The 18,492-nt window shown below is 72.3% G+C and carries 16 protein-coding genes; 9 read left to right on the plus strand and 7 right to left on the minus strand.

Annotated features, from left to right (window positions below; all coding sequences use genetic code 11):
- The first annotated feature begins 51 nt into the window (after positions 1–51).
- The 3 genes from IM767_RS11695 to IM767_RS11705 are packed head-to-tail and all read left to right on the plus strand — an operon-like array spanning position 52 to position 3,502.
- The gene (locus IM767_RS11695) at positions 52–684 is read left to right on the plus strand and encodes an SAF domain-containing protein (protein ID WP_109209980.1); all 633 of its coding nucleotides are present in this window, start codon (positions 52–54) and stop codon (positions 682–684) included.
- Positions 681–1,994 carry a CpaE/TadZ family protein gene (locus tag IM767_RS11700; protein ID WP_109209981.1) on the plus strand — a complete coding sequence of 438 codons (1,314 nt, stop codon included), beginning with the start codon at positions 681–683 and terminating at the stop codon, positions 1,992–1,994. Before IM767_RS11695 ends, IM767_RS11700 begins: the two co-directional genes overlap by 4 nt.
- Before the next feature lie 23 nt (positions 1,995–2,017).
- Positions 2,018–3,502: a sensor histidine kinase gene (locus IM767_RS11705; protein WP_109209982.1), complete on the plus strand. Its 1,485-nt coding sequence runs from the start codon at positions 2,018–2,020 to the stop codon at positions 3,500–3,502.
- A 67-nt stretch (positions 3,503–3,569) separates the two neighbouring features.
- On the opposite strand, the gene IM767_RS11710 is transcribed toward IM767_RS11705, so the two are convergent.
- Entirely contained in the window at positions 3,570–3,818 is a 249-nt protein-coding gene (locus IM767_RS11710) for a WhiB family transcriptional regulator (protein ID WP_018171995.1), read from the minus strand.
- A 247-nt stretch (positions 3,819–4,065) separates the two neighbouring features.
- Here IM767_RS11710 and IM767_RS11715 point away from each other — a divergent pair, with 247 nt between their 5' ends.
- Positions 4,066–4,491 (plus strand): histidine kinase, encoded by a 426-nt coding sequence (locus IM767_RS11715; RefSeq protein WP_109209983.1) that lies wholly within the window; start codon positions 4,066–4,068, stop codon positions 4,489–4,491.
- 45 nt (positions 4,492–4,536) lie between these two features.
- Here the strand turns inward: IM767_RS11715 and bcp are convergent, their stop codons facing one another.
- From bcp to aroA, 3 genes are all read right to left on the minus strand, one after another.
- On the minus strand, positions 4,537–5,007 hold the full coding sequence (gene bcp / locus IM767_RS11720) for a thioredoxin-dependent thiol peroxidase (RefSeq protein WP_109209984.1): 471 nt from the start codon (positions 5,005–5,007) through the stop codon (positions 4,537–4,539).
- A 95-nt stretch (positions 5,008–5,102) separates the two neighbouring features.
- Positions 5,103–6,164 carry a ribosome small subunit-dependent GTPase A gene (gene rsgA, locus IM767_RS11725; RefSeq protein WP_109209985.1) on the minus strand — a complete coding sequence of 354 codons (1,062 nt, stop codon included), beginning with the start codon at positions 6,162–6,164 and terminating at the stop codon, positions 5,103–5,105.
- Between the two features lie 64 nt (positions 6,165–6,228).
- Positions 6,229–7,602, minus strand: coding sequence for a 3-phosphoshikimate 1-carboxyvinyltransferase (aroA, locus tag IM767_RS11730; RefSeq protein ID WP_109209986.1), 1,374 nt, complete (start codon positions 7,600–7,602; stop codon positions 6,229–6,231).
- Between the two features lie 62 nt (positions 7,603–7,664).
- Between aroA and IM767_RS11735 the strand changes: the two genes are divergently transcribed.
- Both IM767_RS11735 and IM767_RS11740 read left to right on the plus strand, forming a co-directional pair.
- Positions 7,665–8,387 (plus strand): sigma-70 family RNA polymerase sigma factor, encoded by a 723-nt coding sequence (locus IM767_RS11735; RefSeq protein ID WP_194398871.1) that lies wholly within the window; start codon positions 7,665–7,667, stop codon positions 8,385–8,387.
- Complete coding sequence (locus tag IM767_RS11740; protein WP_109209987.1) at positions 8,384–8,629, plus strand: zf-HC2 domain-containing protein; 246 nt, start codon at positions 8,384–8,386, stop codon at positions 8,627–8,629. Before IM767_RS11735 ends, IM767_RS11740 begins: the two co-directional genes overlap by 4 nt.
- 35 nt (positions 8,630–8,664) lie before the next feature.
- On the opposite strand, the gene IM767_RS11745 is transcribed toward IM767_RS11740, so the two are convergent.
- Both IM767_RS11745 and IM767_RS11750 read right to left on the minus strand, forming a co-directional pair.
- Complete coding sequence (locus IM767_RS11745; protein WP_109209988.1) at positions 8,665–9,570, minus strand: diacylglycerol kinase; 906 nt, start codon at positions 9,568–9,570, stop codon at positions 8,665–8,667.
- Positions 9,567–11,237, minus strand: a complete 1,671-nt coding sequence (locus IM767_RS11750) for an FAD-binding oxidoreductase (protein WP_109209989.1) — start codon at positions 11,235–11,237, stop codon at positions 9,567–9,569. Before IM767_RS11750 ends, IM767_RS11745 begins: the two co-directional genes overlap by 4 nt.
- A 34-nt stretch (positions 11,238–11,271) precedes the next feature.
- On the opposite strand from IM767_RS11750, the gene IM767_RS11755 reads away from it, so the two are divergent.
- From IM767_RS11755 to IM767_RS11765, 3 genes are all read left to right on the plus strand, one after another.
- The gene (locus IM767_RS11755) at positions 11,272–11,877 is read left to right on the plus strand and encodes a TetR/AcrR family transcriptional regulator (RefSeq protein WP_109209990.1); all 606 of its coding nucleotides are present in this window, start codon (positions 11,272–11,274) and stop codon (positions 11,875–11,877) included.
- On the plus strand, positions 11,874–13,427 hold the full coding sequence (locus IM767_RS11760; protein WP_109209991.1) for a glycerol-3-phosphate dehydrogenase/oxidase: 1,554 nt from the start codon (positions 11,874–11,876) through the stop codon (positions 13,425–13,427). The genes IM767_RS11755 and IM767_RS11760 overlap by 4 nt, the downstream gene beginning before the upstream one ends.
- A gap of 127 nt (positions 13,428–13,554) precedes the next feature.
- On the plus strand, positions 13,555–14,892 hold the full coding sequence (locus IM767_RS11765; RefSeq protein WP_109210086.1) for an APC family permease: 1,338 nt from the start codon (positions 13,555–13,557) through the stop codon (positions 14,890–14,892).
- A gap of 90 nt (positions 14,893–14,982) precedes the next feature.
- On the opposite strand, the gene IM767_RS11770 is transcribed toward IM767_RS11765, so the two are convergent.
- Entirely contained in the window at positions 14,983–18,450 is a 3,468-nt protein-coding gene (locus IM767_RS11770; RefSeq protein WP_339327396.1) for a multifunctional oxoglutarate decarboxylase/oxoglutarate dehydrogenase thiamine pyrophosphate-binding subunit/dihydrolipoyllysine-residue succinyltransferase subunit, read from the minus strand.
- Between the last annotated feature and the right edge of the window lie 42 nt (positions 18,451–18,492).

Genomic DNA, 18,492 nt, shown 5'->3' on the forward strand with positions numbered 1-18,492 from the left:
CCCTGTGGATAACGCCCGACACGCCCGGGCGGAGTGCGTGACGATGGACGCATGACGGCCGCCAGCGACCCCTCCCGCACCCCGCGTCGAGCCTTCTGGGGCGACGCCCGATTCTTCCTCGGCGTGCTCCTCGTCGCGGCATCCGTCGTCGGCGTATGGCTCGTCGTCTCGGCAGCGCGCCAGACCGTTCCGGTGTACGCGGCAGCGCACACCATCGTCCCCGGCGAGGCGATCGGCGCGGCGGACCTGAAGGTGGTGGACGTCGCCCTCGGGCCGCTCGCCGGCACGTACCTGGCCCCCGACGACCTCGACGGTGCCGCGGTCGCCACCCGCACGATCGAGGCGGGCGAGCTCGTGCCCGCGGCATCCGTCGGCGATCCCGACTCGGCGCGCACCACCAGCGTGGTCGTGCGCAGCGCCGTCGATGTGCCGGCGTCGGTGGAGGCGGGGACGATCGTGGAAGTGTGGTCGGCGCCGCCGCTCGAACAGGGAGCGTACGACGAGCCGCGCATCCTCGTCGCCGATGCGACCGTCGTCACGGTGAGCCGCGACGACTCCATGATCGGCGGCGGCGCGGCAGCGCTCGAGATCGTCATCCCGCGCGCCGACGTCTCGGCGACGCTCGCGGCGATGGCCGACGGCTCGGCGCTCTCGATCGTCCCGACAACGGGCGCCGGCTCGTGAGGGTGGTCGTCGCGGTCGACGATGCCGCGCTCCTCGTGGAAGGCCTGCTACGAGAGGGGATCGATGTCATCGCGCAGGTCGCGGCATCCGCGCCGGCGCTCGCCGCGGCGGACGGGATGCTGGGGGCCGAGGCCGCGACGATGCTGCAGGCGCTCGCCGATGCCGACGCGCTGGTGGTCGAGGTGTCGCGTGCCACGATGTCGCCGACGGTCGTCGCGCTGTGTGACCGCGCCGCGACCCGGGTGCTCCCGCTCGTCGAGGATGCGGCAGGGGAGCGGCTCGCTGCGGCCTGCGGGCTCGAGGCGCCGCTTCATCGGAGCACCGAGCCCTGGCGCATCGCGGAGGCGCTCGGGGCGAGCCCGGCCGCACCGGCTTCACCGGCGGCGCCGCGCGTCGACCCCAAGGTGATCGCGGTGTGGGGACCGGCCGGCGCGCCCGGGCGGTCCACCGTCGCGGTCGAGCTGGCGGTCGAGCTCGCGCGCGGCGGGCGGCACGTCGCCCTCGTCGACGCCGATACTCACGCGCCGTCGCTCGCACTCACCCTCGGGCTCGCCGACGAGGGTCCGGGCTTCGCGGCCGCGTGCCGTCAGGCCGAGCTCGGCGGGCTCGATGCGCATGAGCTCACCCGCATCGCCATCCCGCTCGGACGCATCGGCGTGGAGGTGCTCACCGGCATCAACCGCCCGTCGCGGTGGCCCGAGCTCAGCGAGCGCCGGGTCTCGGCCGCGCTGGGCGCGTGCCGCGCGTGGGCGGAGTACACGGTCGTCGATGTCGCGGCCTCGCTCGAGCGCGACGAGGAGATCGTGAGCGACCTCGAGGGCCCGCGGCGCAACGCGGCCACGATCGCCGCGCTGCGCAGCGCAGACCTGGTCGTCGCCGTGGTCGCGGCCGATCCCGTCGGCGTCTCGCGCTTCCTCCGCGGTCACGCCGATCTCCGCGCGACGATCGGCGCGACCCCCGTGGCGGTGCTCGCGAACCGCCTGCGACCGGGCACCCTCGGCATCGACGCGCGCGGCCAGGTGCGGCGCACGCTCGATCGGTTCGGAGGCATCCACGATGTGTGGTTCCTCCCGCAAGACCCCAGGTCCGCCGATGCCGCGATCCTGGCGTCGCTTCCGGTCGCCGAGGTGGCGCCGCGCTCGCCGCTGACCCTCGCGATGCGGAGATTCGTCGGTGAGGCGCTCGTGCCCGCTCCGGAGCCCGAGCGCGGCGCGCGAGCCCGGCGGCGCGGCATCCGTCACTCCGCCGGTGACCGAAGGGAGCACGCCGCGCCGGAACCGTCCGTCGGTGTCGGCGCGCCGGTGGGATGAGCTGGGCGCTCTAGGCTGGGTGGGTGTCGACCCTCAGCGATCTCGTCTACGCCCAGGGCCGCTCCAGCGAAGAGGACGTGGAGTGGCTGCACCGTCTCGCGGGGGACGGCCAGCTCCTCGCCGATCTGGCGTTCGCCGACATCGTGCTGTGGGTGCCGACCTCCGATGACGCGTTCGTGGCGGTCGCCCACACCCGCCCGGGCGGCGCCGCCACGCTCTTCTACCGCGACATCGTCGGAGACCGGGTGCGCCCGCAGTGGCGCACGCAGGTGCGCGAGGCGTTCCAGAGCGGCCGCATCGTCGACTCCGCCTCGCCCGACTGGTTCGAGGAGACGCCCACGCGTGTGCGCGCCGTTCCGGTCGCCCGCAAGCACGGCAGCGAGGTCACCGTCCTCGGGGTGCTGACCCGCCACACGAACCTCGGCGAGGCGCGCACGCCGTCGCGTCAGCAGATCACGTTCAACGACTGCGCCGACGACCTGTTCGGCATGATCGCCTCGGGCGACTTCCCCGACCTCACCGCGCCCACGTCGCCGCGCCGCGGCGCCCCGCGCGCGTCGGACGGGCTCGTCCGCCTCGACGTCGACGGCATCACGACGTTCGCGAGCCCGAACGCCCTCTCGGCGTTCAACCGCCTCGGCTTCGACGACGAGCTGGAGGGGGAGTCGCTGGTCGAGGTCGTGACCGGCATCCTTCCCACCAAGCGGCAGTTCGACGAGTCACTGCCGGTCGTCGTCACCGGGCGCGCACCCTGGCGCGCCGATCTGGAGGCGCGCGGCGTGACGGTGTCGCTGCGGACCATTCCGCTCCGCGACCAGGGCACGCGCATCGGCGCGATCGTCCTGTGCCGCGACGTGACCGAGATCCGCCACCAGGAGCAGGAGCTCATCACCAAGGACGCGACGATCCGCGAGATCCACCACCGCGTCAAGAACAACCTGCAGACCGTCGCCTCGCTGCTGCGCATCCAGGCGCGTCGCTCGCACACCGAGGAAGCCCGAGAAGCCCTCACCCAGGCCATGCGACGCGTGTCGGCGATCGCCGTCGTGCACGACACCCTGTCGGAGGGGCTCGCGCAGAACGTGGACTTCGACGAGGTGTTCGCCCGCGTGCTGAAGCTCGTGGCCGAGGTCGCGGCCGCGCCGAACACCCGGGCGAAGACGCACTCGAGCGGGCGCTTCGGCACGCTGCCCAGCGAATACGCGACGCCGCTGGCCCTGGCTCTCACCGAACTCGTCACGAATGCCGTCGAGCACGGCCTGGCGGGCCAGGAGGGCGACGTGGAGATCATCGCCGAGCGCAGCGACGAGCGGCTGGAGGTGCGCGTGCGCGACACCGGCTCGGGACTGCCCGAGGGTCAGGTCGGGCGCGGTCTCGGCACGCAGATCGTGCGCACCCTCATCCAGGGCGAGCTCGGCGGCACCATCGACTGGCACACCATCATGGGCAGCGGCACCGAGGTGACCATCGAGATCCCGCTGCGCTACATCGAGCGCGCGAAGGCCTGACAGCGCAGAGCGGATGCCGCGGGTCGCGGCATCCGCTCTGCGAATGCGTCGTCGGTCTCGACGTGTGTCAGGAGGCGCGGCGGGCGCGTGCGGCGCGGCGCTTGAGGGCGCGGCGCTCGTCTTCGGACAGACCGCCCCACACGCCCGAGTCCTGACCGGTCTCGAGGGCGTACTGCAGGCAGATCTCGGTGACGGTGCAGCGCGCGCACACCGACTTGGCCTTCTCGATCTGATCGACGGCCGGGCCGGTGTTCCCCACGGGGAAGAACAGTTCGGGGTCGACGGTCAGGCAGGCGGCCTTGTCGCGCCAGTCCATGGTGGTGCTCCTTGTAACAGAGGGGTGGGGAAAAAGGGCTCGGTTCGGGTCCGGTACCCTGTGGGATGTGCGAGATGATCTCGCCCCACGTCGCTGTGGGAGCACACGGCTTCACCAATCGTCCCATAGCGGTTTACCTGAATCAAGGGTTCACCGGCGGGTTTGTGTAGGTCTTCCTGAGTGTTCCCCCAGGGTGCTGGAGGGTTCGCACAAAAGCCATATCGGTCGAAGAGGGAGTCGTCGGAGAATGCGGACAAACCTGTCCGGAAGGGCCGCCGCCGTGCTGGTGGGACTCGAGGGACTGGGGCTCGCGGCGCTGACCGTGCGTGAGCTCGTGGCCATCCTCACCGGCGACACCGGCTCGCTCGAAAGCGCGATCGCCCTCCTGGTGCTGACGCTCGTCGGGGCCGTCGCCGTGATCGCCTTCGCTGTCGCGATCTGGCGCGGACAGTCATGGGGACGCTCCGGAGGCATCGTCACGCAGCTGCTGATCCTCGCGGTCGCCGTGGGCGCCGCGACGGGCGCCTTCGCCGCGCCGGCGCTCGCATGGGCGCTGGCGGTTCCCGCGCTCGTCGTGCTGGTGCTGCTCGTGCTGGCCGTGCGCGACGCCGGCAAGGCGGCGCGCCGCACCGACGATGCCGACGGCGAGGCGCCGGGCGCGGCATCCCGCTGATCTTTTCGGGGGCAGGCTGGCCGGCCGGCCGGCCGGCCGCGCGGGTCAGACTCCCAGCATCGTGCGCAGGCGGGCGACGTGGCCGGTTGCCCGCACGTTGTAGAGCGCGTGCGAGATGCGCCCCTTCTCGTCGATCACGAACGTCGAGCGGATGACGCCCATGAACGTCTTGCCGTAGTTGACCTTCTCGCCCCAGACGGCGTACTTCTCGTGCACCTTGTGGTCGGGGTCGCTGAGGAGGTCGTAGGTGAGCCCGTCGCGCTCGCGGAAGCGGCGGAGCTTCTCGGGCTGGTCGCGCGAGATCCCGAGGATCGTGTACCCGGCGGCCTGCAGCGGGGCCAGGCTGTCGCGGAAGTCGCACGCCTCCTTCGTGCACCCGGGCGTCATCGCCTCGGGGTAGAAGAAGAGGATCACGCGCCCGCCGCGGAGGTCCTTCAGCGTCACTTCGCGGTCGTCCTGGTCGACGAGGGTGAAGGCGGGGGCGAGGGAGCCGGGTTCGAGGCGCGTCGTGGTCACCGTCCCACTCTAGGCGTCGGCCCGGCGCGGCCTGCCGGCGCGCGGGCCGCCGGCACAGGCCACCGCCGGCGTGGGGGCGGCGGAGCGGGGTGCGCCTAGGCTCCCGGCTCCTGCGCCTTCTTCGCGAAGGTCTCCAGCAGCCGCTGGAGCGAGTCCAGGCGCGCCGCGCCGCCGGGGCCGAGCCGTCCTTCCTCGACCGCCTCGACGATCGCGCAGTCAGGGGCATCCGGCAGGTGGGTGCAGCCGCGCGGGCACTCCTGCGCGATCTCGTCGAGGTCGGTGAACGCGCGGAGGATGTTCGCCGGATCGACGTGGCCCAGGCCGAACGAGCGCACGCCGGGAGTGTCGATCACCCAGCCGTTCCCGTTCTCGCCGCGGTAGCGCAGCGACACCGTCGAGCTCGACGTGTGCCGACCGCGGCCGGTGACGACGTTGACGTGACCCGTCGCACGACGTGCGTCGGGAACCAGCGCGTTGACCAGCGTCGACTTGCCGACGCCGGAGTGACCGACGAACACGGTGGAGTGACCCTCGAGCGCCGCGCCGATCCGCTCGAGGGGCATCTCCTCCTTGCCGCTCGTGAACACGTCGAGGTCGAGCCCTTCGAAGTGCGCGAGGAACTCCGCGGGGTCGGCCAGGTCGGTCTTCGTCACGACGAGGAGGGGACGGATGCCGGCATCCAGCGCCGCCACGAGATAGCGGTCCACGAGGCGGGGGCGCGGTTCGGGGTCGGCCGCGGCGACCACCACGAGCATCTGGTCGGCGTTGGCGACGATCACGCGCTCGACCTGATCGGTGTCGTCGGCGCTGCGGCGCAGCAGCGAGGTGCGCTCCTCGATGCCCACGATCCGCGCCAGCGTCCCCTCGTCGGCGGAGGTGTCACCCACGACGCGGGCGAGGTCGCCCGTGACGATCGGGGTCTTGCGCAGCTCGCGCGCGCGGGCGGCCAGCACCGTGCGCTCAGCCGGCAGGTCTTCGTCGACGAGGACGGTGTAGCGCCCCCGGTCGACCCCGAGAACTCGGGCGACCTCGGCGTCGCTGTGCGCGGGCCGCCGCTTGGTGCGGGGGCGATTGGCCTTGGGGTTGGGCCGCACGCGCACGTCTGCTTCGTCGAACTCCGGCTCGTCGTCGTCGTCGATGTCGTCGAGCCAGCTCATGCGGTCGCTCCGGGTCGGTTCACCTGATCATCCCGATCGCTCTGCCGAGCCTTCACGCGCCGTCTCACGAGGCGCGCATCGTCTCCTCGGAGACATTCCCGTCGGCGCTGTCGCCGTCCAGCATCCGCTGCCAGATCTGCGGGAACTCGGGCATCGTCTTCGCTGTGGTGCCGATGTCGTCGACCTCGACGCCGGGGACCGCGAGGCCGATGAGGGCGCCCGTGGTCGCCATGCGGTGGTCGTGGTGGGCGCGCCACGTGCCGCCGTGGAGCGGTCGCGGGACGATGCGGATGCCGTCGGCCAGCTCGTCGGCCTCGCCGCCGAGACGGCGCAGCTCGGCGACCAGTGCCGCGATGCGATCGGTCTCATGCCCTCGGATGTGGCCGATGCCGTGCAGGGTCGACGGCGACTCGGCGAAGGCGGCGAGGGCGAAGATCGTGGGGGTGAGCTCGCCCGCGGCCGACAGGTCGAGATCGACGCCCTGGATGCCGGCGCCGGCGGTCACGGTGAGCGCTCCGCCACGACGCACGACGCGCGCCCCCATGAGCGACAGGATCTCGGTGAGCATGGCACCCGGCTGCGTCGAGTGCGCAGGCCAGCCGGTGATCGACACGGAGCCGCCTGCGACCATCGCGGCAGCGAGGAAGGGCGCGGCGTTGGAGAGGTCGGGCTCGATCGCGACATCCTTGCCGCGAATCGGCCCGGCAGGCACGATCCACTCGCCGACCGCGGGGCGCTCCACGTGGACGCCGCGATGGGCGAGCGCCTCGACCGTCATGTCGATGTGGGGGATGCTCGGGAGCCGAGGGCCGGAATGGCGCAGCTGCAGGCCGACGTCGAACCGCGGTGCTGCCAGCAGCAGTCCCGACACGAACTGGCTCGAGGCGCTGGCGTCGATCGTGACCTCGCCGCCGCGCACGTGGCCGTGGCCGCGGATGATGAAGGGGAGCGCCCAGTGGCCGCCGTCGTCGATGTCGACGCCGACGTCGCGCAGCGCCGTGATCATCGCGCCCATCGGACGGTGCAGCGCGCTCTCGTGGGCGGTGAGGGTGACATCGCCGCGGGCGAAGCCGCCCAGCCCGGCGACGAAGCGCATGACGGTGCCGGCCTGCCCGCAGTTCACCTCGGTGTCGCCGTGGAGCGGCCAGACCGGTGTGACCTCGATGTCGTCCCCGTACCGGCCGGTGGCCTCGACCAGCTCGATGCCCACTCCCAGGGAGCGCAGCGCCTCGATCATGCGGGTCGAGTCGTCGGAGTGGAGCGGGGCGATCAGGCGGCTCGGACCGTCGGCCAGGGCGGCGAGGATGAGCTCGCGATTCGTCAGCGATTTCGAGCCGGGCACGGTCACGGTGGCGTGCAGCGGCCCGCCCGCGACGGGCGCGCTCCAGTGGCCGCCGTCGATCGACTCGGAAGTAGGGGAATACCCGTCGGCTGTCATCGGGTTCTACCCTACTGAACCCGGCGGACGCAGCCGGGGAGCCACCCACCGAGCGGAGCCGGATGTTCGCCACTCTCGATCGCCTCGATCTCGGGGCGTCCCTGGACAGCGAGCCTGTCCCGTCCGTCCCAGGCGGCCTGCAACCGGCCGCCGTAGACTGGCGCGTGATGAGCGAATCGACCGATCAGGCTGCCCCGGCGGAGCAGGTGCAGGACCCGCGTGCGCAGTTCGAAGAGCAGGCGCTGCCCTTCATGGACCAGCTGTACGCCGCGGCGATGCGCATGACCCGCAACCCCGCGGACGCGGCCGACCTCGTGCAGGAGACGTTCGTCAAGGCGTTCGCGTCGTGGAAGACCTTCACGCAGGGCACGAATCTCAAGGCGTGGCTGTACCGCATCCTGACGAACACCTACATCAACACCTATCGCAAGAAGCAGCGCGAGCCGTACCAGGGCACCATCGACGAGCTCGAGGACTGGCAGCTCGGCGGCGCCGAATCGACCACCGCGACGAGCACCCGCTCGGCGGAGGCCGAGGCGATCGACCACATGCCCGCGTCGGTCGTCAAAGACGCGCTGCAGTCCATCCCGGAGGATTTCCGGCTGGCGGTGTACCTCGCCGACGTCGAGGGCTTCGCCTACCAGGAGATCGCCGACATCATGAAGACCCCGATCGGCACGGTCATGAGCCGTCTGCACCGTGGCAGGCGCATGCTGCGTGAACTGCTCGCCGACTATGCAAGAGAGCGCGGCATCGCCACTGCCGCCACGAGGAGCACGAAATGACCGACTGCGGCTGCGAGAAGGCCCGGCGCGACCTGGAGGAGTACCTGCGCAACGAGGTCTGCAAGACCGAGCACTCCGACATCGCCGAGCACCTGGAGCATTGCGCGAGCTGCCGCGACGAGGCCCTCGTCGCGCGCACGCTCACCGAGGTGGTGGCGCGCGCCTGCAAGGAGAGCGCACCCGAGGAGCTGCGGGACCAGGTGCTCGCCAAGCTGCGGCAGGCGCAGGCCGTCCACGGCTGATCCGGCGACACCGCACGGTCGCCGCAGCCTGCGGGTCAGCCCGCCGGACGGAAGATCGTGAGCGCCCCCGGCGCGACGTCCACCGTCAGCGGCAGCGCGCCGATCGGGTCGCCGTCGGCGTACGCGGTGACGCCGGGGGCCGAGAGCCGCACCGAGCGGACGCGTCGCGTCGAGACCTGCGGCACGTCGGCGTGGGTGCCGCGGTAGACGCGCGGCAGGAGGCGCAAGAGGCGCAGCCGCCCGGCGGGCCGGACCAGCACGACGTCCAGCAGTCCGTCGGCCGGATCGGCCTCGGGACAGATCGGGATGCCGCCGCCGTAGGTGCGACCGTTGCCGACGGTCGCCATCACGAGGTCGCCCGCGACCCGTTCGCGCGACCCGTCGGCCAGCTCGAGGTCGACCTCGTAGGGGATGCCGGCGAGCGTCAGGAACTCGACGAGGATCGCGATGTTGTAGCGCGAACCGCCTCGCGGCCACCGCATGGCGTTGGCGCGGTCGTTCACCTTGGAGTCGAATCCGCTGGCGAGCACCGATCCGAAGTAGCGGGTCGACCCGCCGTCATCCGTCACCCGCGCGAGGTCCACGCGGCGGGTCGCGCCGCCGGCGATCGCGTCCGCGGCTGCGGCGACGTCGAGTTCGCGCAGCCCCAGAGTCGTGGCGAAGTCGTTGCCGGTGCCGGAGGGCACGATCCCGAGGGGGATGCCGGTGCCGGCGAGCTCCTGGATCGCCAGGTTCACCGTCCCGTCGCCGCCGGCGACGGCCACCGCGTCGACCCCGACGCCGATCGCGGTGCGCAGCAGCTCGGACGACTCCGCCGCACTGCCGCCGCTGAGGATCGTCGTCTGCACGCCCCGGGCGCGCAGCCGCTCGGCAGCCTTCGTCGCCGCTCCGGCGTGCGCACCGGCCCGCGCCGCCGGGTTGGCGAGGAGGGCGACCCTCATGCCTCCTCCGCCGGTGAGGCGGGGGAGACCAGGGCGCCCGGATTCATGATGCCGTTGGGGTCGAGCACGCCCTTGACCGCCTGCAGCACCGCTGCCCCGAGCGGCCCGATCTCCTCCTCGAGGTAGCGGCGATGGTCCCGCCCGACGGCGTGGTGATGGGTGATCGTGCCGCGAGCGCGGACGATCGCGTGGGACGCGGCATCCTTCGCCCCCGCCCACTGAGTCTGCGGATCCTCGGTCAGCGCGGCCACCACGGTGAAGTAGAGCGAGGCGCCCGCCGGATAGACGTGCGAGATGTGGCACAGCACGATCGGCTTGGTGCCCGCCGCCGCGAGGCTGTCGGTGAGCGCAGCCGTCACCTCCGACTTCAACGCCGGAAGGTTCGCCCAGGTCGTCGCCGTCTCGAGCGTCTCGGCCAGCACGCCGATGTCCATCAGCGTGTCGCGCAGCGCCGGTGAGGCGAAGCGTCCGCGCTCCCACGAGCGGGCCGGGTCCTCGCCGCGCGAGGCCCCGCCGTGCGCGGCGAAGACGGCGTCGAGGGCGTCGCGCGTCGCCTCGGCCTCGGCGGGCGTCGCCCCCTCGAACGTGGCGACGGCGAGGCATCCTCGCATCCGGGTGAGGTGCCCGCCCATCGCGGCGTTCACGCGCGTCTCGGTCTCGTCGCTGAGCCGCAGGACGGTGGGACGGATGCCGCGCTGCGTCGCATCGCGGAAAGCCGACGCCCCCGCTGCGAAGTCGGGGAACGACCAGGCCCGGTACGCGGTGGCGGCAGGCGCGGGGCGGATGCGCACCGTGACCTCGGTCAGGACGCCGAAGGCGCCCTCGGAGCCGAGGAGCAGCTCGCGCAGATCGGGGCCGGCGGCGCTGGCCGGCGACCGGCCGAGATCGAGCTCGCCCGCGGGGGTGGCCGCGCGGACCGCGTGCACGAGGTCGTCGAAGCGCCCGTAACCGCGCGAGGCCTGACCGCTCGAGCGCGTCGCCGCGAACCCGCCGAGGGAGGCGTATTCGAAGCTCTGCGGAAAGTGGCCCAGCGTGAAGCCCCGCGCCCGCAGGAGCTCCTCAGCCTGCGGGCCGGTCGTGCCGGCGCCGAATGCGGCCAGCAGTGAGACATCGTCGAGGTCGAGCAGCGCGGCGGTGCGCGAGAGATCCAGGGCGATCACGGAGTCGTGCGCGCCGCGCACCGGGTCGACGCCGCCGACGACCGACGTGCCGCCGCCGAACGGCACGACGGCGATCCCACGCTGGTCGCACAGCCGGAGCACCGCGGCGACCTCGTCGTGTCCGGCGGGGGAGACGACGGCATCGGGAGCCGCCTGGGGGTCGTCGAGACGCCGCCGCAGCAGGTCGGGCGTGCTCTTGCCGCCCAGGTGCAGCGTGCGCACGGCGTCGTCGCGGGTCGCGTGCTCCGCACCGACGACGGCGGCGAGGTCGGCGAGGTCGGCGTCGGTCAGCAGGGAGGCCGTCAGCGCCGGCGCCGCGCGACGCGGCACCGGGTGCGCCTTTCCGGGCAGCAGTGTCGCCACGATCGCCTTGGCCGCAGCCGGCAGGCGCGCAGGTTGCGTGCCCCACGCGTCCCACGCGCCACGTGGGCGCGGGGCCGGGACAGCCAGCGGTCGGCGCGTGGGCGCGGGCTCGCGGGCGGGATCGGAGTGCGCCGTCGCAACCATGGCGACAGTATGACACATTCTGTATGGTTGTCACATGGCCGACGGAGTGCCCGACACCGAGACCGCGATCCTCGATGCGGCGCTCGCCGAGGTGCTCGCCCACGGGATCCGGCGGACGACAGCCTCCGACATCGCCCGCCGCTGCGGTATCGCGCGGCAGACGCTGTACCGCTACTGGCCCGATGCTCAGGCCGTCTTCGCCGCCCTCGTCACACGCGAGCTCCTCGCGGCGCTGCCGGCCGGTCAGAAGGGTTGCGACGACCTCGACCAGCTCGTGACACTCCTCGTCGAGACGGCGGACCGGGTGCGCCGCCTGCCACTGGTCGACCGGCTGCGCGACACCGACCCCGAGCTGTTCGCCCGCTACATCCTCGACCGGCTGGGCACCAGCCAGCGCGCCATCCACGCCGAGACGGCCGCGCGCCTCGCCGAAGGGCAGCGTGCAGGCTACGTGCGTCCGGGTGACCCCGTGCAGCTGGCCGCGATGGTGCTGCTGATCGCGCAGTCGGCCGTGCAGTCCGCACCGCTGGTCGCCGAATGGCTTCCCGACGACGCGTGGCGCGTCGAGCTCTCGCAGGCCTTGCGCGGCTACCTCATGCCGATCGGCGACCTCGCGCGGCGCGCGAAGGAGGGGAGATGAGCATGCGGATCGCGGGTCGCACGCCCGGCCCCTCGGCGCTCTCGGCCGCGCGCCGCTCGCGTGAGCTCGAGGCGCTCGGCGATGAGCGCGAGATCGACCTGCTGGTGGTGGGCGGGGGCATCACCGGCGCGGGCATCGCCCTGGATGCCGCGAGCCGGGGCCTTCGGACGGTGCTGGTCGAACGGCACGATCTCGCGCACGGCACGAGCCGCTTCAGCTCCAAGCTCGTCCACGGCGGCCTGCGCTACCTGGCCTCGGGTCAGATCAACATCGCGCGCGAGAGCGCGGTGGAGCGCCACGTCCTCCTGACCCGCACCGCGCCGCACCTGACGCGGGCGCTCGCGCAGGTGGTGCCGCTGCACGAGCCCGGTCATCTGACGCGGGGCGCGTTCGTCGGACTCGGCTATGAGCTCGGCGACGGCCTGCGCCGCACCGTCGGGACGCCCGGCGCGCTCCTGCCCGGCCCGCGCGCGATCGGGCGGGCCGCCACGCTCCGGCTCGCGCCGGCCGTGCGTCCCGAGGGCCTGCGCGGCGGCGTGACCGGCTGGGACGGGCAGCTCATCGACGACGCCCGGCTCGTCGTCGCCGTCGCTCGGACGGCCGCCGGGTATGGGGCATCCGTCCTCACCCGGGTCGAAGCCCTCTCTGTCACCGGTCGCGATGCGCGCCTGCGTGACACGGTCACGGGCGAGGCCCTGCACGTCCGCGCCCGCGCGGTCGTGAGCGCGGCGGGCGTGTGGGCCGGCGCGCTCGACCCCGACGTCCGGCTGCGCCCGAGCCGCGGAACCCACCTCGTCGTGTCGACGGAGCGATTGGGCGGGTCCGACGTGTCGCTCACCGTTCCGATCCCGGGATCGTCGAGCCGCTTCGTCTTCACGCTTCCCACCCAGCACGGCCGCACCTACGTCGGCCTGACGGACGTGCCCGCCGACGGACCGGTCCCCGACGTCGCCCACGCGACTGAAGCCGAGATCGAGATGCTGCTGAGCACCGTCAACACGGTGCTCGCCCGACCGCTCGGGCGGGACGACGTGCTCGCGACGTTCGCGGGTCTGAGGCCGCTCCTCGCCGCCGCGCCCGACGGCGACACCAGCGACCTGTCGCGGCGGCACGCGATCATCGAGTCGGCGACCGGGGTGCTGAGCGTCGTCGGGGGCAAGCTGACCACCTACCGGCGCATGGCGGAGGACGCCGTGGACGCCGTCATCCGGCGCGACCCGTCCTTCCGCTCGCGGCCGTCGCCGACCCGCACGATCCCGCTCGTGGGCGCGTGGCCGCGGCACCGGCTGGGCGAGATCGCCGCGACCCCTCGCCTCGTGCGCCGCTTCGGCGCGGAGGCGCCGTTCGCGGCGTCCCTTCCCGACGGCCCCGCGGCGGCGTGCGGCGTCACAGCGCAAGAGCTGCAGTGGGGCGTCGAGGTCGAGGGCGCGCTGAGCGTCGCCGACCTGCTCGACCGTCGCACGCGACTCGGCCTGGTCGCTGCCGACCGCGAGGAGTCGACGGATGCCGCGACCGCCGCCTTCGAGCGGGCCGGGGTCGAGCCGCTCTGACCTGAGGGCCAGCCGGGCAGGATGCGCCGCGTCCTCCGCCGCGCGCGAGAGACCGGTTGGCAGGAATCCGCGCGTGATCGGCCGCGGCGCAGGCGCGGGGTGCCGGCGGCGCGACCACACCGGAGCGGTGACCCACAGCGCGCGCCACGGCGGCCTCGGCGTCGTGCAGGGCACGGCGCTCTACATCGCATCTGTGCTGGGCACCGGTCTGCTGGTGCTGCCCGGGCTCGCCGCCGACGTGGCGGGCCCGGCGTCGGTCGTCTCGGTGCTCGCCGTGATCGTGCTCTCGGTGCCCCTCGCGGGCACCTTCGCAGTGCTCGCCGCGCGCTACCCCGATCCCGGCGGCGTCGCCAGCTACGTGCGCCGGGCGCTCGGCCCGACGGCCGCCCGTGCCACCGGCTACTGGTTCTACTTCGGCGTCGCGGCCGGCTTCCCCGTGCTCGCCGTGCTCGGCGGTGAGTACCTGACGGCGATCCTGCACGTCGACCGCGCGGCCGTGCCGATCCTCGCCCTGGCGATCGTGCTCCCGCCCTTCGCCGTCAACATGCTGGGCGTCCGCGTCGCCGGATGGGTGCAGTTCGTGCTGACGGGGCTTCTCGTCGCCATCGTCGTCTTCCTCGTGAGCGCGGCCTTCCCCGCGATCGAGGCATCCCGTTTCGAGCCGTTCCTCCCTCACGGCTGGGCCGGTGTCGGCACGGCCATCAGCCTCTTCGTGTGGGCGTTCGCCGGATGGGAGGTCGGCACGCACATCTCGGGGGAGTTCCGCGACCCGCGGCGCAGCATCCCGGTCGCCACCGCCATCGCCCTCGTCGTGACGGGCCTGGCGTACCTCCTGCTGCAGATCGTGACGGTGGGCGTGCTCGGCGAGGACGCCGGGGCAGGCGCGGTGCCGCTGCTCTCGCTGGCCGAGGCGATCGCTCCGGGATTCGGCCCGACCGCGGTCGGAGCCGTCGCGGCGATCGTCGTGCTGGGCGTGATGAACGCTTACCTCGCCGCGTTCGGGAAGCTCGGGGCGTCGCTCGCGGCGGCGGGCGATCTCCCGCGGTTCTTCGCACCAGGTGCCGAGGCCGGCGGCGTGCCCCGGCGATCGCTCCTGCTGTTCTTCGGCATCGCGATGACGTACTGCGGCATCGCGATCGCGACCGGGGGAGAGCTGCAGGTGTTCATCCTCATCCACACCGGCAACATGGTGTCGATCTACACCGCGGGCATGATCGCCGCGGCGCTCATCCTGCCCCGCTTCACCGCGGGCTGGTTCATGGCCGTCATCGCGGCGGTACTGTCGGCGGGGCTCCTGGTGCTGGCCGGCGCGAGCCTGGTGCCGGTCGCGGTGCTCGCGCTCGCCGCGATCCTCGTCACGGTGTGGCAGCGGGCCCGCCGCACGCCGAAGCCGATCGCAGAGGCGCCGCCGCCGTCGGCGGAGGAGGAGCTGCTGCCCGCGGCGCCGGAGCCGTCGTCGAGGTGAAGACGACGACGGTCCCGGCAGCACGCGGTTCGGCCCTGGACCCCACGACGGGGGATCCAGGGCCGAACGCTGCCGCAGACGTCGCGGTGATCAGAGCGTGAGCGCCTGCTGCATGATCTTCGCCTGCTCGGCGGCGTGCACCTTCGGCGAGCCGGTGGCGGTGGATGCCGCGGCCGCGCGCGAGACGCGGCTGATGGTGCGACCGCGCAGATGCTTGACCACCTCGAGGGCGATGAACGGCCAGGCGCCCTGGTTCTCGGGCTCGTCCTGCACCCACACCAGCTCGGCGTCGGGGTACGACTCGATGATCGCGTTGAGCTCGTCGATCGGCGCCGGGTAGTACTGCTCGAGGCGTACGAGGGCGATCTCGGGGTTCGGGTTCTTATCGAGCTCCGCGCGCAGATCCCAGTGGATCTTGCCGGCGTGCAGCAGCACGCGCTTGACGGCCGACTTGTCGAGACCGCGGTCGTCGTCGAGCACCGGCTGGAACCGGCCGGTGATGAAGTCCTCGACCGGGCTGGTCGCGCCGCGCAGGCGCAGCATCGCCTTCGGCGTGAACACCACGAGCGGCCGGCGCGGACGTGCGTAGGCCTGACGGCGCAGCAGATGGAAGTACGACGCCGGCGTCGACGGGCGCGCGACGGTCATGTTGTCCTGCGCGCACATCTGCAGGTAGCGCTCGATGCGGGCCGACGAGTGGTCCGGGCCCTGCCCCTCGTAGCCGTGGGGGAGGAGCAGCGCCACGCTCGACTGCTGGCCCCACTTCTGGTCGGCCGACGAGATGAACTCGTCGATCACCGACTGCGCGCCGTTCGCGAAGTCGCCGAACTGGGCTTCCCACAGCACGAGCGAGTCCGCGCGCTCCACCGAGTAGCCGTACTCGAAGGCCATCGCCGCGTACTCGCTGAGGAGCGAGTCGTAGACGTAGAACTTGCCCTGGTCGTCGGAGAGGTTGGTGAGCGGGATCCACTCCTGGCCGTTGGAGCGGTCGTGCAGCACGGCGTGGCGCTGCACGAACGTGCCGCGGCGCGAGTCCTGGCCGGCCAGGCGCACGTTGGTCTTCTCGAGCAGGAGCGAGCCGAACGCGAGCAGCTCGCCGAAGCCCCAGTCGATCGAGCCGTTGCGGCTCATGTCGAGGCGCTTGTCGAGCAGCTGCTGCAGCTTGTTGTGGACCGTGAAGCCGTCGGGCTTGTTGACGAACGTGTCGCCGATGAGGTGGACGGCTTCCCGCGAGACGCCGGTGGTCTCGGGCTCGCCGGCGACCACCTGGGCGGCGGCATCGGCGACCATCACCGGCGAGGAGCCGGTCTCGGCCGCGTGGGTCTCGGCGAAGGCGATCTCGAGGCGGTTCTGGAAGTCCTGCTTGGCCTTCTCGTACTCCTCCTCGGTGATGTCGCCACGACCGACGAGCGCCTCGGTGTAGAGGCGACGCACCGAGCGCTTCGCCTCGATGAGGTTCGTCATGAGCGGCTGCGTCATCGACGGGTCGTCGCCCTCGTTGTGGCCGCGGCGGCGGTAGCAGACGAGGTCGACCACGACGTCGCGGTGGAACCGCTCGCGGTAGGCGAAGGCCAGCTGCGCCACGCGGGTGACGGCCTCGGGGTCGTCGCCGTTCACGTGGAAGATCGGCGCCTGGATCGTCTTGGCCACGTCGGTGGCGTACACGGAGGTGCGCGCGTCGGTGGGGGTGGTCGTGAAGCCGACCTGGTTGTTGACCACGACGTGCACGGTGCCGCCGGTGCGGTAGCCGCGCAGCTGCGACATCTGCAGCGTCTCGACGACCACGCCCTGGCCCGCGAACGCGGCGTCGCCGTGCACCAGGATGGGCAGCCAGGTGAACGTGCCGATCGGCTTGCGGTCCTGCTTGGCGCGCACGATGCCCTCGAGCACGCCGTCGACCGTCTCGAGGTGCGACGGGTTCGCGGCGAGGTACACCGGAAGCTCGCCCTGGTTGTCGGCGACGAACGTGCCCTCGGTGCCCAGGTGATACTTCACATCTCCCGAGCCGCTCTTCGAGCCGATGGCGACCGAGCCCTCGAACTCGCGGAACACCTGACCGTACGTCTTGCCGGCGATGTTCGTGAGCACGTTCAGCCGGCCGCGGTGCGCCATGCCGATCGCGGCGCCGTCGAGGCCCGCCTCGGCCGCGCCCTGCAGGATCTCGTCGAGCAGCGGGATCAGCGACTCGCCGCCCTCGAGGCTGAAGCGCTTCTGCCCGACGTACTTCGTCTGCAGGAAGGTCTCGAAGGCCTCGGCCTGGTTCAGCTTGTCGAGGATGCGCAGCTGCTCGTCGTGACCGGGCTTCTGGTACTTGACCTCGACGTTCTCCTGGAACCACGCGCGCTGCGAGGGATCCTGGATGTGCATGTACTCGATGCCGATCGTGCGGCAGTACGAGTCGCGCAGCACGCCGAGGATGTCGCGCAGCTTCATCTGGCGCTTGCCGCCGAAGCCGCCCGTGATGAACTCCCGGTCGAGATCCCAGAAGGTGAGCCCGTGGTTCTCGATCTCGAGGTCGGGGTGGGTCCGCTGGACGTACTCGAGCGGGTCGATGTCGGCCATGAGGTGGCCGCGCACGCGGAACGAGTTGATGAGCTCCTGCACGCGCGCCTGCTTGTCGACGCGCTCGGCGAGGTCGACGTTGATGTCGGCCGCCCAGTGGATCGGGGCGTAGGGGATGCGCAGCGCGGCGAAGATGTCCTCGTAGAAGCTGCGCTGGCCGATGAGCAGCTCGTGCACCTTCTTGAGGAACTCGCCAGAGCCCGCGCCCTGGATGACGCGGTGGTCGTAGGTGCTCGTGAGCGTGATCGTCTTGCCGATCGCCAGCTCGTTGAGCGTCTTGTCGCTCGCGCCCTGGAACTCGGCGGGGTACTCGAGGGCACCCGCGCCGACGATGCAGCCCTGGCCCTTCATGAGGCGCGGGACCGAATGGACGGTGCCGATGCCGCCGGGGTTGGTCAGCGAGATCGTGGTGCCCTGGAAGTCCGCCGTGGTCAGCTTGTTGCCGCGGGCGCGGGTGACGAGGTCCTCGTAGGTGGTGAGGTACTCGTTGAACGACAGCTGCTCGGCGCGCTTGATGCTCGGCACGAGGAGCGCGCGCGTGCCGTCGGGCTTGGGCAGGTCGATCGCGATGCCGAGGTTGACGTGCGCGGGGGCCACGACCGACGGCTTGCCGTCGATCTCGGCGTAGAACACGTTCTGGCTCGGGAACTCCTTGAGCGCCTGGATGATCGCCCAGCCGATGAGGTGGGTGAAGCTCACCTTGCCGCCGCGGGTGCGGGCCATGTGGTTGTTGATGACGATGCGGTTGTCGATCATCAGCTTCGCCGGCACCGTGCGCACGCTCGTGGCGGTGGGGACGGTCAGCGACTCGTCCATGTTGGCCGCGAGGGTCTTCGGCATGCCGCGCAGCGTCGTGACGACGTCGGCGTCGACGTCGCCGTCGGCGGCGGAGGGCTGGGCCTTGGGCGCCTGCGCGGGGATCGGCTGCGGAGCGGCCGGTCGCGCGGTGGTGCGGGCGACCGGCTGCGTGCCGATCACCGGGATGGGCGCCGTCACGGGCCGCGGCTCGGACACCGCGGGCTGCGCGGCCTCGGAGAC

Origin of the sequence: Microbacterium ureisolvens, from assembly GCF_015278315.1 — a bacterium.
Classification (GTDB): domain Bacteria; phylum Actinomycetota; class Actinomycetes; order Actinomycetales; family Microbacteriaceae; genus Microbacterium; species Microbacterium ureisolvens.